This window comes from Escherichia sp. WS1152, from assembly GCF_046487665.1.
GTDB classification, from domain to species: Bacteria; Pseudomonadota; Gammaproteobacteria; order Enterobacterales; family Enterobacteriaceae; genus Escherichia; species Escherichia coli.
In genome coordinates this window covers 291,238-304,422 of record NZ_JBJQJA010000006.1, presented here as the reverse complement: position 1 = coordinate 304,422, position 13,185 = coordinate 291,238, and the positions used below count along the sequence as shown (strand labels likewise).

The 13,185-nt window shown below is 44.4% G+C and carries 14 protein-coding genes and 4 pseudogenes; 14 read left to right on the top strand and 4 right to left on the bottom strand.

Annotation, left to right across the window (positions count from 1 at the left end; translation table 11 throughout):
- Both ACJHW7_RS12665 and ACJHW7_RS12660 read left to right on the top strand, forming a co-directional pair.
- Window positions 1-421, top strand: a pseudogene (locus tag ACJHW7_RS12665) (IS6-like element IS26 family transposase); the annotation flags it as partial.
- A gap of 84 nt (window positions 422-505) precedes the next feature.
- Window positions 506-811 (top strand): hypothetical protein, encoded by a 306-nt coding sequence (locus tag ACJHW7_RS12660; RefSeq protein WP_001617906.1) that lies wholly within the window; start codon window positions 506-508, stop codon window positions 809-811.
- 481 nt (window positions 812-1,292) lie between these two features.
- Here the strand turns inward: ACJHW7_RS12660 and ACJHW7_RS12655 are convergent, their stop codons facing one another.
- Complete coding sequence (locus ACJHW7_RS12655; RefSeq protein WP_000951934.1) at window positions 1,293-1,484, bottom strand: hypothetical protein; 192 nt, start codon at window positions 1,482-1,484, stop codon at window positions 1,293-1,295.
- 23 nt (window positions 1,485-1,507) lie between these two features.
- Here ACJHW7_RS12655 and ACJHW7_RS12650 point away from each other — a divergent pair, with 23 nt between their 5' ends.
- From ACJHW7_RS12650 to ACJHW7_RS12635, 4 genes are all read left to right on the top strand, one after another.
- Window positions 1,508-1,735, top strand: a complete 228-nt coding sequence (locus ACJHW7_RS12650; protein ID WP_000248278.1) for a hypothetical protein — start codon at window positions 1,508-1,510, stop codon at window positions 1,733-1,735.
- Window positions 1,736-1,785: 50 nt separating this feature from the next.
- A complete protein-coding gene (locus tag ACJHW7_RS12645) occupies window positions 1,786-2,922 on the top strand; it encodes a DUF3883 domain-containing protein (RefSeq protein WP_000080861.1) in 1,137 nt (378 codons plus the stop codon).
- Window positions 2,923-3,036: 114 nt separating this feature from the next.
- Window positions 3,037-4,407: an IS1182-like element ISCfr1 family transposase gene (locus ACJHW7_RS12640; RefSeq protein WP_040234906.1), complete on the top strand. Its 1,371-nt coding sequence runs from the start codon at window positions 3,037-3,039 to the stop codon at window positions 4,405-4,407.
- Window positions 4,408-5,227: 820 nt separating this feature from the next.
- Window positions 5,228-6,088: a broad-spectrum class A beta-lactamase TEM-1 gene (locus ACJHW7_RS12635; protein ID WP_000027057.1), complete on the top strand. Its 861-nt coding sequence runs from the start codon at window positions 5,228-5,230 to the stop codon at window positions 6,086-6,088.
- Window positions 6,089-6,237: 149 nt separating this feature from the next.
- On the opposite strand, the pseudogene ACJHW7_RS12630 reads toward ACJHW7_RS12635, so the two are convergent.
- Window positions 6,238-6,336 (bottom strand): annotated as a pseudogene (locus ACJHW7_RS12630) (IS1 family transposase); the annotation flags it as partial.
- A gap of 54 nt (window positions 6,337-6,390) precedes the next feature.
- On the opposite strand from ACJHW7_RS12630, the pseudogene ACJHW7_RS12625 reads away from it, so the two are divergent.
- From ACJHW7_RS12625 to ACJHW7_RS12595, 7 genes and pseudogenes are all read left to right on the top strand, one after another.
- A pseudogene (locus ACJHW7_RS12625) lies at window positions 6,391-6,468 on the top strand (type III secretion protein); the annotation flags it as partial.
- 75 nt (window positions 6,469-6,543) lie between these two features.
- Window positions 6,544-7,113, top strand: coding sequence for a type III secretion system needle length determinant, SpaN/EivJ family (locus tag ACJHW7_RS12620; RefSeq protein WP_114493791.1), 570 nt, complete (start codon window positions 6,544-6,546; stop codon window positions 7,111-7,113).
- Window positions 7,073-8,060: pseudogene (locus tag ACJHW7_RS12615) on the top strand (YscQ/HrcQ family type III secretion apparatus protein). The gene ACJHW7_RS12620 and the pseudogene ACJHW7_RS12615 overlap by 41 nt, the downstream one beginning before the upstream one ends.
- Window positions 8,050-8,715 carry an EscR/YscR/HrcR family type III secretion system export apparatus protein gene (locus ACJHW7_RS12610; protein ID WP_000071534.1) on the top strand — a complete coding sequence of 222 codons (666 nt, stop codon included), beginning with the start codon at window positions 8,050-8,052 and terminating at the stop codon, window positions 8,713-8,715. The pseudogene ACJHW7_RS12615 and the gene ACJHW7_RS12610 overlap by 11 nt, the downstream one beginning before the upstream one ends.
- Window positions 8,716-8,724: 9 nt before the next feature.
- Complete coding sequence (locus tag ACJHW7_RS12605) at window positions 8,725-8,985, top strand: EscS/YscS/HrcS family type III secretion system export apparatus protein (protein ID WP_000341004.1); 261 nt, start codon at window positions 8,725-8,727, stop codon at window positions 8,983-8,985.
- Between the two features lies 1 nt (window position 8,986).
- Window positions 8,987-9,754: a type III secretion system export apparatus subunit SctT gene (gene sctT, locus ACJHW7_RS12600; RefSeq protein WP_000503291.1), complete on the top strand. Its 768-nt coding sequence runs from the start codon at window positions 8,987-8,989 to the stop codon at window positions 9,752-9,754.
- Window positions 9,755-9,762: 8 nt separating this feature from the next.
- Window positions 9,763-10,875 carry an EscU/YscU/HrcU family type III secretion system export apparatus switch protein gene (locus ACJHW7_RS12595; protein WP_021557164.1) on the top strand — a complete coding sequence of 371 codons (1,113 nt, stop codon included), beginning with the start codon at window positions 9,763-9,765 and terminating at the stop codon, window positions 10,873-10,875.
- 71 nt (window positions 10,876-10,946) lie between these two features.
- Here ACJHW7_RS12595 and ACJHW7_RS12590 read toward each other — a convergent pair whose 3' ends face one another.
- Complete coding sequence (locus tag ACJHW7_RS12590) at window positions 10,947-11,240, bottom strand: hypothetical protein (RefSeq protein WP_001613735.1); 294 nt, start codon at window positions 11,238-11,240, stop codon at window positions 10,947-10,949.
- Window position 11,241: 1 nt separating this feature from the next.
- A complete protein-coding gene (locus tag ACJHW7_RS12585; RefSeq protein WP_001195850.1) occupies window positions 11,242-11,742 on the bottom strand; it encodes a helix-turn-helix transcriptional regulator in 501 nt (166 codons plus the stop codon).
- Window positions 11,743-11,999: 257 nt separating this feature from the next.
- On the opposite strand from ACJHW7_RS12585, the gene ACJHW7_RS12580 reads away from it, so the two are divergent.
- Complete coding sequence (locus tag ACJHW7_RS12580; protein WP_001307984.1) at window positions 12,000-13,181, top strand: PrgH/EprH family type III secretion apparatus protein; 1,182 nt, start codon at window positions 12,000-12,002, stop codon at window positions 13,179-13,181.
- The last annotated feature ends 4 nt before the right edge of the window (window positions 13,182-13,185 follow it).

Genomic DNA, 13,185 nt, shown 5'->3' with positions numbered 1-13,185 from the left:
CGACAGCCGGGGCCGCACTGTCGATTTTTATCTCTCCTCCCGTCGTAACAGCAAAGCTGCATACCGGTTTCTGGGTAAAATCCTCAACAACGTGAAGAAGTGGCAGATCCCGCGATTCATCAACACGGATAAAGCGCCCGCCTATGGTCGCGCGCTTGCTCTGCTCAAACGCGAAGGCCGGTGCCCGTCTGACGTTGAACACCGACAGATTAAGTACCGGAACAACGTGATTGAATGCGATCATGGCAAACTGAAACGGATAATCGGCGCCACGCTGGGATTTAAATCCATGAAGACGGCTTACGCCACCATCAAAGGTATTGAGGTGATGCGTGCACTACGCAAAGGCCAGGCCTCAGCATTTTATTATGGTGATCCCCTGGGCGAAATGCGCCTGGTAAGCAGAGTTTTTGAAATGTAAGGCCTTTGAATAAGACAAAAGGCTGCCTCATCGCTAACTTTGCAACAGTGCCGAAGGAATTACTCGCAGGACATCATCATCCCAATGACGCTCGTGCACCCGGACTATCTGACTGAGATACTCGACGGGGTAAGGCGGATCGACGATCAGCTGCTGCACATCTTTCTGACGCTCAACGAGGACCTATTGCGTCACCGGATCGCGAACCAGACCATGCATCCTGACCCGAATCGAAATGCGGAGATTCGAGAGTGGCGATTAGCGAATGTCGCCCGATGCTTGGCCGCAAGGGAACGGCTTCCATGCACAACCCGTGTTCTCGATAGTGGTGCACACACCAGCGATGAACTCGCAGCGATGGTGCTCGACGGAATCGATGGGCGCACCTGATCGCCTTCGACGCCTGCGCAAAGCGTAGCGCGAGGGTGGCGGGCTCACGACCAAACGCCCAGAGGTCGATCATCGCAGGGATGTTTGGCTTTGTGGTGCGGACGACGGGACTCGAACCCGTACTCTCACAGAGAAGCAGATTTTCGTACCACCTCGACTTTCGCCGCCGTCTGATGACGTTCGTGGTCTGGACTGTCCCTTCGCCATTGCCCGAAGGCTTTAGGCGCCGCCCGTCCAGTCTCTACACCTTCCCCCGAAGGGGCTTGGCTCGGGATTGGCTTAGGGTATTGCCCGTTAGCGTTCCCCGACTTTGAGCGGTTCTACTCCGCGGATTTCCCCGCGGGCACTCCAATTTTAAAGTCTGCTGCGTCTACCGATTTCGCCACGTCCGCCTTTTTTCGCCGTTCCTAGCGCTCGTGCGATGCACCTATGTTGCACCTAGCGCCGAATCGTTCTTCGTCATCCTGAAAAACCACGTCTCCTAAAGCCTTGCATAGCTTATCTTTTCTCCACCACGAACTTTTTTGTGGGATGGTAGAAAAAAAGACTTTTTAAGTCCGCTGGCTTGCCAGGCCTTGTTAGCTTGTACGGTCATGGTTATCGGGTAAAGAATATTGACGGCATCGCTGGTGTCGGTGGCTGAAAAGCCGGCTCCCATCAGGGCAATAGCCATTTCAGATGCAGGCGTACAGGGCAATGGTCAACAGCTACAGCCTGTCTGACGATTCCGGCGTCATGGCTGCGGCGGCTATCACGCATTTTTTGTTCGGTCAGGCGGTGTTTTCGTACCTCAATGGTTGGAGCGTGTTGATCGGACCTGGTACAGGTTTGGACAGCACGGGCTGCAAATACGCAAGGGATTTAATGGGCCTGGTGGCGTTCACGGCTTTTATCGTGACGTTTCTGTTCAGGGGCTACTCATAATCTCGTGGCTCGGCGGTTCCCGGCACACCATGACAGTAAGGAAGGACCCTGTGTCTCAACTCTCCCAGCTTCGAAGCCCCGCCGCCGTGCAGGCTGCCATCGATGAGTTCGTGCAACTGGGCCGCACGAAATTCCTGGCGCGCCACGGCTACGGCAAGTCCCGCGACTTCCTGGTACGTGATCCGAAGACCGGCACCGATTGCGATTCCAAGGCCATCGCCGGTGTGGCCTTCGGCAAGCAATTTCCCGAGCAGGGCCCGCTCACTGCTGACAGCTTCTCCGGTGGCGAGACGACCGTCGTTCCGGCGCTGACGCGGCTCGGGTTTCGCATCATTCGCATCGGCGAAGACTGGTCCGAAGAAGAGGTCCTGGCCACGGTCGAAGACTATTTCGACATGCTGCGTGCCGAGGCGGCTGGGGAGCCGTACCACAAGTCCGAGCACAACCAGGCACTGCGCCAACTGCTGAACGGTCGCAGCAAGTCTTCAGTCGAGCTCAAGCACCAGAACATTAGCGCCGTACTCGATGCCCTGGGCCTGCCCTATATCAACGGCTACAAGCCACGCGGCAACAGCCAACTGCTGCTGCGTAAATCCGTACACGCCTACGTTCTGGAACATCAGCAGACGGTCGGCGCTCTTGTCGATGCCCTGGAGGAGGTAAAACTTCCGGGTGACAAAACCTACCGAGCGGCTTTGGTAGAACCACCCGCCCGTGAAGTGCTTGTGCGTACCCCGGCATCTCTACGGCAACGCCTACCGCGAAAGTTCGATTATGCCGCTCGCGATGAAGCCAACCGCAAGCTGGGCCGGGCAGGGGAGCAGTGGGTGATTGGCTACGAACAGCAACGCCTGACCGAGCTCGGCCACCCAGAGCTTTTTCAGCGGCTGGATTGGGTGTCCGACACCCAGGGAGACGGTGCGGGGTTCGACATCCTGTCGTTCGAAGAGGACGCCCATGAGCGCTTCATCGAGGTGAAAACCACCAATGGCGGGGTAGGCTCGTCTTTCTTGGTCAGCCACAACGAACTCGAATTCTCCAAGGAGGCGGGCGATCAATTCCATCTGTATCGCGTGTTCCAGTTTCGGGACGGTCCGCGCCTGTTCACGCTACCCGGCGACCTCAGCCAACATGTGCATCTCAAGCCGACGGACTACCGGGCGAGTTTCCGGAGTTTGGTGGGGTAAAGGCAGGGTTCTGTTGAGCCGAATGGCTGTGTGCGGCCGATTCTGTTGAAAAAGTAGCGGCCTCCCCATGCCGTTGGCAAAATTGCTTTGTCAGCGAGCGTGGGGGCGAACAGCATGATGGGACAGTTACCGGGAGGACAGCAGCGCCTGTTCTACTCGTTCAATCTGGAAGATCACGTCCCGGCCCAACATCTCCTGCGCAGCATCGACCAGTGCTTGGATCTCAGTGATCTACGTGCCTACCTGGCAGATTTCTATAGCCCCATCGGGCGTCCCTCGATTGACCCGGAGTTGATGGTGCGCATGCTGGTCGTCGGCTACTGCTATGGCATTCGTTCCGAGCGGCGATTGTGCGAAGAGGTGCACCTGAACCTGGCCTATCGCTGGTTCTGCCGGTTGGGTCTGGAAGACGAAGTCCCCAATCACTCGACCTTCTCGAAGAATCGCCATGGGCGTTTTCGTGACAGCGATCTATTCCGCTGGTTATTCAATGAGGTGCTGCGGCGCTGCATGGCAGCCGGCCTAGTCAAGGGTGAAGGTTTCGCCGTCGACGCCAGCATCATTAAGGCGGATGCCAGCCGGCAACGTGGGGTGGCGGGAGATGAGGTCGATTGGAACGATCCAAAGCTCAGCAGCCGCGCAGTGCGCGAGTACCTCGAAGCCCTTGATGAAGAGGCGCTGGCTGAGGCTCTTCCCAAGAAAATTTCGCTCACTGATCCTCAGTCCCGTTGGACAGCAGCGCCAGGTGGCCCGGCCTTTTTTGCCTACTCCACGAATTACCTGATCGACACTGAGCACGGTGTGATCATGGACGTGGAAGCTACCCCGGCGCACCGTACCGCCGAAGTCGATTCGACTAGGACGATGGTCGAGCGTGTCGAGGCGCAGTTCGATCTCACACCGGAACGCCTTATCGGCGATACCGCTTATGGCACCGCCCCGATGCTGGCCTGGATGGTCGAAGAAAAGGACATCGAACCGCATGTGCCGGTGTGGGACAAGACCGAGCGCAAGGACGACAGCCTCTCCAGTAACGACTTTCACTGGAGTCAGGACGCCAATGAATATCGCTGCCCAGCCGGCAAACCGCTACGCAGTGAATGGCGCGCCTTCACCCAGCAAAGGTCGCGGGTAACTAAGGCCAAAACCGTCATTTACCGCTCCAGCCAAACCGACTGCGCCACCTGCCCGTTGAAAGCGAAATGCTGCCCCAACACGCCGAATCGGAAGATCGTCCGCAGCATCCATGAGGCTGCCCGCGACGTGGCTCGACGCATCGCCAAGACACCGGAGTACCTCGTCTCTCGCTGCGAACGAAAGAAGGTGGAGATGCTTTTCGCCCACCTCAAACGGATCATGAAACTCGACCGTTTACGACTGCGTGGCCTAACGGGTGCCACTGACGAATTAACCTTGGCTGCGATGGTGCAGAACCTGCGCCGCATGGCCAAGCTTTTGCCTCAAGGGCCACCGCTGACGGGATAGGTATGCCTGCTACGAGCAGAAACCCTCAAATTAACCCTTAAACCTGAGCAAGGACGCTCAGTGAAACGCCGGAAGGCAACTTGAAGTGGCTTGCAGCCACTTCGACAGCAGGCACACCTGATCGGCAGGCTGCCGCTAAAGCTACTTTTTCAACAGAATCGGCCGATTTGTGCCGGTCGTCAAGGACCGCTTCGGATCACTCTCAACCGGATCGCGGGCCAGCTGATTTGCTAAAACCCGCGCCAAACTCAACGAAGGATTTCGCATGATCCGTTTTTTTTGGCGATCACGCTCGGCCTGATGGTTGGCTGCTCGTCGAGTTCAAGTTCGATCTGATCAGTGAGCGGTAGCGCAAGTGGATCGCCTCAGCCAAGCAGCGTTGTTGCCGGCGGCCGGAAGAAAGCCTTGAACTAGTAGCGGAAAGGATGAAACTTTATTTTTACGATTCTCAGCATTTTCCAAGGTTGAGCGAAAATTAGGATGATACTTTAATGATTCCGGCCTCCATCCCCACAAAACGCTTGCAGATGGCAGAATTGAAATAAGTCATTGTTTTAAATGGATTTTTGCAGGAATTGCTACGTTGCAGGGTCCTGTAGTTAGGATGACACTTTATTTTCCTCCCACAGGCCTCGTGATACGCCTATTTTTATAGGTTAATGTCATGATAATAATGGTTTCTTAGACGTCAGGTGGCACTTTTCGGGGAAATGTGCGCGGAACCCCTATTTGTTTATTTTTCTAAATACATTCAAATATGTATCCGCTCATGAGACAATAACCCTGGTAAATGCTTCAATAATATTGAAAAAGGAAGAGTATGAGTATTCAACATTTTCGTGTCGCCCTTATTCCCTTTTTTGCGGCATTTTGCCTTCCTGTTTTTGCTCACCCAGAAACGCTGGTGAAAGTAAAAGATGCTGAAGATCAGTTGGGTGCACGAGTGGGTTACATCGAACTGGATCTCAACAGCGGTAAGATCCTTGAGAGTTTTCGCCCCGAAGAACGTTTTCCAATGATGAGCACTTTTAAAGTTCTGCTATGTGGTGCGGTATTATCCCGTGTTGACGCCGGGCAAGAGCAACTCGGTCGCCGCATACACTATTCTCAGAATGACTTGGTTGAGTACTCACCAGTCACAGAAAAGCATCTTACGGATGGCATGACAGTAAGAGAATTATGCAGTGCTGCCATAACCATGAGTGATAACACTGCTGCCAACTTACTTCTGACAACGATCGGAGGACCGAAGGAGCTAACCGCTTTTTTGCACAACATGGGGGATCATGTAACTCGCCTTGATCGTTGGGAACCGGAGCTGAATGAAGCCATACCAAACGACGAGCGTGACACCACGATGCCTGCAGCAATGGCAACAACGTTGCGCAAACTATTAACTGGCGAACTACTTACTCTAGCTTCCCGGCAACAATTAATAGACTGGATGGAGGCGGATAAAGTTGCAGGACCACTTCTGCGCTCGGCCCTTCCGGCTGGCTGGTTTATTGCTGATAAATCTGGAGCCGGTGAGCGTGGGTCTCGCGGTATCATTGCAGCACTGGGGCCAGATGGTAAGCCCTCCCGTATCGTAGTTATCTACACGACGGGGAGTCAGGCAACTATGGATGAACGAAATAGACAGATCGCTGAGATAGGTGCCTCACTGATTAAGCATTGGTAACTGTCAGACCAAGTTTACTCATATATACTTTAGATTGATTTAAAACTTCATTTTTAATTTAAAAGGATCTAGGTGAAGATCCTTTTTGATAATCTCATGACCAAAATCCCTTAACGTGAGTTTTCGTTCCACTGAGCGTCAGACCCCTGAGAGCAGAGATAGCGCTGATGTCCGGCGGTGCTTTTGCCGTTACGCACCACCCCGTCAGTAGCTGAACAGGAGGGACAGCTGATAGAAACAGAAGCCACTGGAGCACCTCAAAAACACCATCATACACTAAATCAGTAAGTTGGCAGCATCACCAGACTCAGGATAGCCAATTTTCTACATTGGGGAAAAAGAATGGGCAAATGAAGTCTATTGACAACAAATCATCTCTCCAGGTTGACAGGAATCCCTCTCTTTCTTTGCAAACAAATGGAACAGAACAATTTTCTACAAAGAAAATTCTCAATATGACTTCACGAGATCAGGGGAGTAACTCTGAACTATCTAATAAAACGATACAATTTAAGGAAAAAATCCATAATGGTATCAATACAGAATACATCACAGATCAAAAACACAGTAATAATAAAGATCGTGAAAAAAAATACCGCGATGGAGACAAAATAAATGGACAGCAGGCTCATTCATTAGACAGTACTAACGAAAGAAGGTTTGCTGATAACAGAACCATGTTTACTCAACATATCGAAAAGCAAAGGAATGTTCATACGCTCAATCAGAATGATATAAATAATTCTGTTAATAGTGTCAATGTGCCCGAAAATGAATTGACATATCAGTTTCAGCGTTGGGGACAGAATCATACAGTCCGGATTCTGGAAAGTAGTGAAGGGATACGACTAAAACCATCGGACGCGCTTGTCTCCGACAGACTCCATGAAGCCCAAAACAATGATGTTACAGCACAACGTTGGGTATTGACTGAACAAGATGAACGACAAGGACAACGACATCAGCCTCATGAGGAGCAAGAAAATGAAGGCAAATTCGAAAACGATCAGAAGGATGAAAGTTAATGTTCGGTCTGAGGAAGGTAAATCGAAACACTCATACGTTTGAAACCACTTTTCAAAATTGGAAAGAAAATGGCGAAGATGTTGCATTATTAATGCCCGAATTTAGTGCTAAATGGCTACCGATAGCAGAAGAGAGTGGCAGCTGGTCTGGATGGGTGTTGCTTCGAGAAATATTTCCCTTAATTTCTGCCGAACTCGCTGGGATGGCTTTAATGCCAGAAACGGAAAGGTTAATAGGCGAATGGCTCAGTTTATCCAGTTCGCCGTTAAATCTAAAGTATCCTGAACTAAAATATAATCGTTTGTGCGTAGGTAAAGTATTTGATGGAGTATTGAGTCCAGCTCAACCACTGATAAGAATATGGACAGGGGAATTGAATCTTTGGTTAGATAAAGTCACTGTCTGCCAATACGAAAATACCCCAACATTAGACAAAAAATCATTATATTGGTCCATTCATTTTGTAATTGGATTTAGTAAAACATGTTACAGAAGTCTTGTTGATATTGAAGTTGGCGATGTTTTATTAATCTCAAATAATTTGGCTTATGCGGTTATTTATAATACAAAAATTTGTGATTTAATTTATCCAGAGGAGTTAAAAATGGCTGATCATTTTGAGTACGAGGAAGATTTTGAAACAGATGATTTTGATATCAAAAAAAGCGAGAGTGAGATTTATGATGAAAATGACGAACAGATGATTAATAGTTTTGAAGACTTGCCTGTAAAAATTGAGTTTGTTCTTGGTAAGAAAATAATGAATCTATATGAAATAGACGAACTCTGTGCAAAAAGAATAATATCTCTGCTTCCAGAATCAGAGAAAAATATAGAGATACGTGTAAATGGCGCGCTAACTGGCTATGGCGAACTTGTTGAAGTGGATGATAAATTGGGCGTAGAAATTCATTCTTGGTTATCAAGGAATAATAATGTCAAATAGCATTTCGCTGATAGCGATATTATCATTATTTACACTATTGCCGTTTATAATAGCATCCGGGACATGTTTTATTAAATTCTCAATTGTTTTTGTTATTGTCCGAAACGCGCTGGGACTTCAGCAAGTGCCATCAAATATGACACTTAATGGGGTTGCTTTGCTTTTGTCAATGTTCGTAATGATGCCGGTTGGGAAGGAAATATATAATAACAGTCAGAATGAGAATCTTTCATTCAATAATGTAGCGTCGGTTGTTAATTTTGTTGAGACAGGCATGAGTGGTTATAAATCATATTTGATAAAATATTCTGAACCTGAGTTGGTTAGCTTTTTTGAAAAGATTCAGAAGGTGAATAGTTCTGAAGACAATGAAGAGATAATCGATGATGATAATATTTCAATTTTCTCGTTACTGCCCGCATATGCATTGAGTGAGATAAAAAGTGCATTTATTATAGGTTTTTATATCTATTTACCCTTTGTCGTAGTGGATCTGGTTATATCCAGCGTTCTGTTAACGTTAGGTATGATGATGATGAGCCCGGTAACCATATCTACACCGATAAAATTAATTCTATTTGTCGCTATGGACGGTTGGACAATGTTATCAAAAGGACTCATTTTACAATATTTTGACCTATCCATTAATCCCTGAGGAAAAAATATGGACGATATTGTTTTTGCAGGGAATAGGGCGCTGTATCTGATTTTAGTTATGTCTGCAGGACCTATCGCAGTTGCGACATTTGTTGGTTTATTAGTAGGGCTTTTTCAAACGGTAACACAGTTGCAAGAACAGACGTTGCCATTTGGCGTGAAATTATTATGCGTAAGTATTTGCTTTTTTTTAATGAGCGGATGGTATGGCGAAAAATTATATTCTTTTGGTATTGAAATGCTGAATTTAGCATTCGCGAGAGGATAGCATGGGGGAGGCGATACTCTATCAGTTACATAGTCTGCTGGCTGCTACAGCGCTCGGTTTTTGCCGATTGGCACCCACTTTCTATTTGTTACCATTTTTCGCCAGTGGGAATATACCAACAGTGGTCCGTCATCCAATAATAATAGTGGTATCATGTGCATTAGTTCAGCATTACCACTATGAATTATTGAACTTAAATGAAATCGATATTGCTTTGTTCGCTGCCAGAGAAATTATCATAGGGCTGTTTATTGCATGCTTATTAGCATCCCCGTTTTGGATTTTCCTTGCTATAGGTAGCTTTATCGATAACCAACGCGGTGCAACATTAAGTAGTACTTTGGATCCGGCTACAGGTGTCGATACCTCGGAATTAGCAAGATTATTTAACCTTTTCTCTGCTGCGGTTTATCTTACTAACGGTGGAATGAACTTTATTCTGGAAACTCTTTGGCAAAGTTATAATTTATGGCCTTCAGGTAATTTTAATTTTCCTAAATTAGAGCCTTTATTCTCATATATTAATAACATAATGACTCATACTATCGTTTACGCAAGCCCCGTGATTGCCGTTATGCTGGGCGGTGAGGCTGTCCTGGGATTGCTGGCACGTTATGCTTCACAACTAAATGCTTTTGCCATTTCACTGACTGTCAAAAGTGCGCTGGCATTTTTAATATTAATTATTTATTTTGGCCCAATACTGGCTGAACGAGTAATGCCGTTATCCTTTTTCCCAGAACAATTGCAACTATACATTGAGAAATAGAGTGTTTCATGGCCAATAAAACTGAAAAGCCAACACAAAAGAAACTCCAGGATGCTTCTAAAAAAGGGCAAATTCTAAAAAGTAGAGACTTAACCGTCTCTGTAATAATGCTAGTGGGTACTTTATATCTCGGATATGTTTTTGATGTGCATCACATTATGTCGATTCTTGAATATATCCTTGATCATAACGCTAAACCGGATATTTGGGACTATTTTAAAGCTATGGGGATTGGTTGGTTGAAAACGATCATTCCTTTTTTGCTGGTTTGCATGTTCACAACAATACTTGTCTCCTGGTTTCAAAGTAAAATGCAATTAGCAACTGAAGCTGTTAAATTTAAGTTTGATTCATTAAATCCAGTAAATGGCTTAAAGCGTATATTTGGCTTAAAAACCGTAAAAGAATTTGTTAAAGCAATTATTTATATTATTTTTTTTGCATTGGCGATCAAAGTATTTTGGAGTAACCATAAATCACTGCTTTTTAAAACTCTTGATGGAGATATCATATCTTTATTATCAGATTGGGGAGAGATGCTATTCCTTCTCATACTGTATTGTCTCGGCAGTATGATAATTGTCTTAATTTTTGATTTTATCGCTGAATATTTTTTATTTATGAAAGATATGAAAATGGATAAACAAGAAGTTAAAAGAGAATATAAGGAACAAGAAGGAAATCCAGAAATTAAGTCTAAACGCAGAGAGCGCCATCAAGAAATTCTTTCTGAGCAATTGAAATCTGATGTCAGTAATAGCCGTTTGATGATTGCCAACCCTACTCACATTGCAATAGGGATATACTTTAAGCCACATCTTTCACCTATTCCATTGATTTCTGTAAGAGAAACTAATGAGGTAGCATTAGCCGTAAGGAAATATGCAAAGGAAATCGGGATACCAATTATTACAGATAAAAAATTAGCACGAAAAATTTATGCTACCCATCGTCGCTACGATTATGTGAGCTTCGAAAGTATAGATGAAATATTACGTCTTCTGCTGTGGCTTGAAGATGTGGAGAATGCCGGACAACCTGTTCCAGATGAACAGCTCTCTTCAGAAGATAAATTCATTGAGGGTGAAGACACAGAAATCGAGAATAAAGATAATAATTGAATAAATTAAATGTCTATCGTAGTCAGAAATTTAAAAATAATCTACACGCAAAAAGCGTGTAGATTCATTATTTAATGAGTTAAACGATCTTGCGAAATGACAAGCAATTGATACATACTCATCTCTTTATAAGCTGGAACTGTAGTAACCTGTGCAAATTCGCGATATAGCTTTTGCTCCAGTTCTGCTGATGATATATATTCCGGGTGTTCGCTAAAGAACTGTCTTGCATCTACTATCGCTTGGGATTCGCCACTTCTTTTATTTTGATTCTCCTTTAATGAATTTTCTCTGGTGCATGCAGAGAGCAACGATATCAGCGCGATGGTTATTATGATTTTACTATTATATCTTACTAATGACATATCAACTTTCTCTTACGCAAGATTGGAGTTTAAAATAATGTTTATCCCATTCACAGAGTGCTATAAACAACTCAACAGTACCTTTTATGTTAAGTTTATTTAGGGCTCTTATTTTGTGATATGATACTGTTTTATAATCAATTCCTTTAATAATGGCTATTTGTTTTAACGAGTAAGAAACACATAACCGCAGGATATCTATCTCATCATGGGTAAGTGGTTCTTGTGTGGAATACACATTTTGTGTATGAAGATTCGAAATCAGGAAATGCGTTAAATCAGATAATGTAATATTCTTATTGATCCTGATGAAATTGTTGCTTAAAAGGATGTTTACAGGTTCTGTATTTGGTTTGAGATTTCGATGTTGATGCTCATCAATAACAACGAACGAATGCCCAAGATCAACCAACGCAACTAAATCGCTGTAATATTCTTTTTGGGATGCTAATAATGCATTAGTGCCTACAGTGAAGTAGACATCACTGGAAAAGACTTGCATATGCCAACCTGTACTCTAAAATCATTTAGGGTAAATATTACGTGTAAAAGTTAAAATAAGAGTAATTGTTATATTTGCTTAACATTGAGGGAATAGGGTTTATACCTTAAATTGTAAATAAAGTTATGCATAGAGGCATTTAAAATAGTCCTCGAAATTATAATTTTTTTACTCTGTGTCATCATAATTTGGTCATGAAATTTCCGTCTTGTTACACTACTCTAAACTAGAGCTTATGGAATTAGCGGGTGGTATTCATGGAAAATAATGATAAATTCTTATCACAAGACTTATTGGAATCTTATGCCATTCGTTTGTTGAGCGGACCATTGAATGGATGCGAGTATGAAATACTTAATGGACGTCTACTTGTTATCATTGGTAATGATGTTTCGTTAGGAAAAAGTGATGCTTTTTCTGAGTTACCAGAAAATACAATAGTCGTTCCTTATGGCGAGCTTACAGGTAGTTTTGAGATAATAATTACTACCGACCCTGATCTGGTTGTAACAATCAGAGAATTAACAGCACAAGAACCTGAAGATAGAACGTTAACATTGAATCAGCAAATAGAAGTTTTAGGTCTCAAATTTGCTGTAAAAGAAAAAAATGAAGTTTGGCAATATTCATTGCCAGGCATTATTGAAAATAACATTATCTCTACAGAACAACGTTTCTTTAGCAGTAAGCTGTTTAAGTATGTAATGCTTTTTTTTCTTTTTGCTATCATTTTCATTGCTTTTTATATTGTTAATGCCAGTAATGATCCGCAGCTGAGACATATCGATAAAATTCTTGTAAACAAAAACAGGAATTATGAAATATTATATGGTAGAGATCATGTCATCTATATTAATACCAATAGTTTGGATGAAGCAGTCTGGGTCAAACAAGCACTGGAAAAAAATCAACCAGGAAAGCCAGTACGGGTGATAAATCCTGATGATGAATCGATACGAATTTTTTCATGGCTTGCTGATAATTTCCCTGATTTACAATATTTTAAACTTCAACTATTAGATGCCAGTAATCCCAGACTGACCGTGAGTAAGCAACGGAACGCTATCACACAGCAACTAATCGATAATCTTATTAAAGGATTACTGCAAACTATGCCATATGCCAGCAATATAAGTATTGCGGTATTAGATGATAATGTATTGGAAAGTCAGGCTATTGAAACGTTGTCGGCGATAGGTCTTTCTTATGAAAAATATAAAACAGCTAACAATGTGTATTTCAATATCATTGGTACGTTAAGTGACAGTGAATTAAATAAAATTAATAACTATGTTGACGAATATTATAAACAATGGGGTAAACAATATGTAAGATTTAATGTGAATTTGAAAAATCAGGACACAAATAATAGTTCATTTAGCTACGGAGATAACCGATTCGAGAAGTCTCAAGGTAGCAAGTGGACATTTCAGGAATAATTGA

Bases quoted from the DNA above. Each gene is read 5' to 3' on its own strand.
- ACJHW7_RS12660 (WP_001617906.1), top strand. From the start codon at position 506: ATGACGCTCGTGCACCCGGACTATCTGACTGAGATACTCGACGGGGTA.
- ACJHW7_RS12655 (WP_000951934.1), bottom strand. From the start codon at position 1,484: ATGGCTATTGCCCTGATGGGAGCCGGCTTTTCAGCCACCGACACCAGC.
- ACJHW7_RS12650 (WP_000248278.1), top strand. From the start codon at position 1,508: ATGGTCAACAGCTACAGCCTGTCTGACGATTCCGGCGTCATGGCTGCG.
- ACJHW7_RS12640 (WP_040234906.1), top strand. From the start codon at position 3,037: ATGATGGGACAGTTACCGGGAGGACAGCAGCGCCTGTTCTACTCGTTC.
- ACJHW7_RS12635 (WP_000027057.1), top strand. From the start codon at position 5,228: ATGAGTATTCAACATTTTCGTGTCGCCCTTATTCCCTTTTTTGCGGCA.
- ACJHW7_RS12620 (WP_114493791.1), top strand. From the start codon at position 6,544: ATGACTTCACGAGATCAGGGGAGTAACTCTGAACTATCTAATAAAACG.
- ACJHW7_RS12610 (WP_000071534.1), top strand. From the start codon at position 8,050: ATGTCAAATAGCATTTCGCTGATAGCGATATTATCATTATTTACACTA.
- ACJHW7_RS12605 (WP_000341004.1), top strand. From the start codon at position 8,725: ATGGACGATATTGTTTTTGCAGGGAATAGGGCGCTGTATCTGATTTTA.
- sctT (WP_000503291.1), top strand. From the start codon at position 8,987: ATGGGGGAGGCGATACTCTATCAGTTACATAGTCTGCTGGCTGCTACA.
- ACJHW7_RS12595 (WP_021557164.1), top strand. From the start codon at position 9,763: ATGGCCAATAAAACTGAAAAGCCAACACAAAAGAAACTCCAGGATGCT.
- ACJHW7_RS12590 (WP_001613735.1), bottom strand. From the start codon at position 11,240: ATGTCATTAGTAAGATATAATAGTAAAATCATAATAACCATCGCGCTG.
- ACJHW7_RS12585 (WP_001195850.1), bottom strand. From the start codon at position 11,742: ATGCAAGTCTTTTCCAGTGATGTCTACTTCACTGTAGGCACTAATGCA.
- ACJHW7_RS12580 (WP_001307984.1), top strand. From the start codon at position 12,000: ATGGAAAATAATGATAAATTCTTATCACAAGACTTATTGGAATCTTAT.